Raw genomic sequence first — 325 nt, 5'->3', positions numbered from 1 at the left:
TTGTGGGTTTATTTTGCTTTCGTCATTGCGAGAATTTGTAAAATATTTAGCCCAATAAGGATTGCCGTCATTGCGAGAATTTGCGCATAGCGTAGAATCGTGGCAATCTATTTTGCTTGAATTATAGATTGCCACGCTCGCGTTGCTCACTCGCAATGACGATTTACTTGAAGGGTTAAAAGCCCCCTCCCTTGCGGAGGGGGTTTGGGGGTGGGTATAGCCCACATTAGAATCATTTGTAGCGTTTTTTGAGGAAGCGGGAGTTTGATTTACCCTCCCTCTAACCCGCCTCGTGCTAAGGGAGGGGGGATAAAAGGCAAAATCT

1 protein-coding gene is annotated in these 325 nt (G+C 45.8%); it reads right to left on the bottom strand.

Annotation, left to right across the window (positions count from 1 at the left end):
* The coding region (locus ACWIX0_RS14370) for a hypothetical protein (RefSeq protein ID WP_454174641.1) at nt 1–325 on the bottom strand (325 nt) is incomplete at both ends.

The organism is Helicobacter sp. T3_23-1059 (assembly GCF_053654515.1).
The sequence above is the reverse complement of the archived record's forward strand: the minus strand, read 5'-3'. Positions and strand labels throughout refer to the sequence as shown.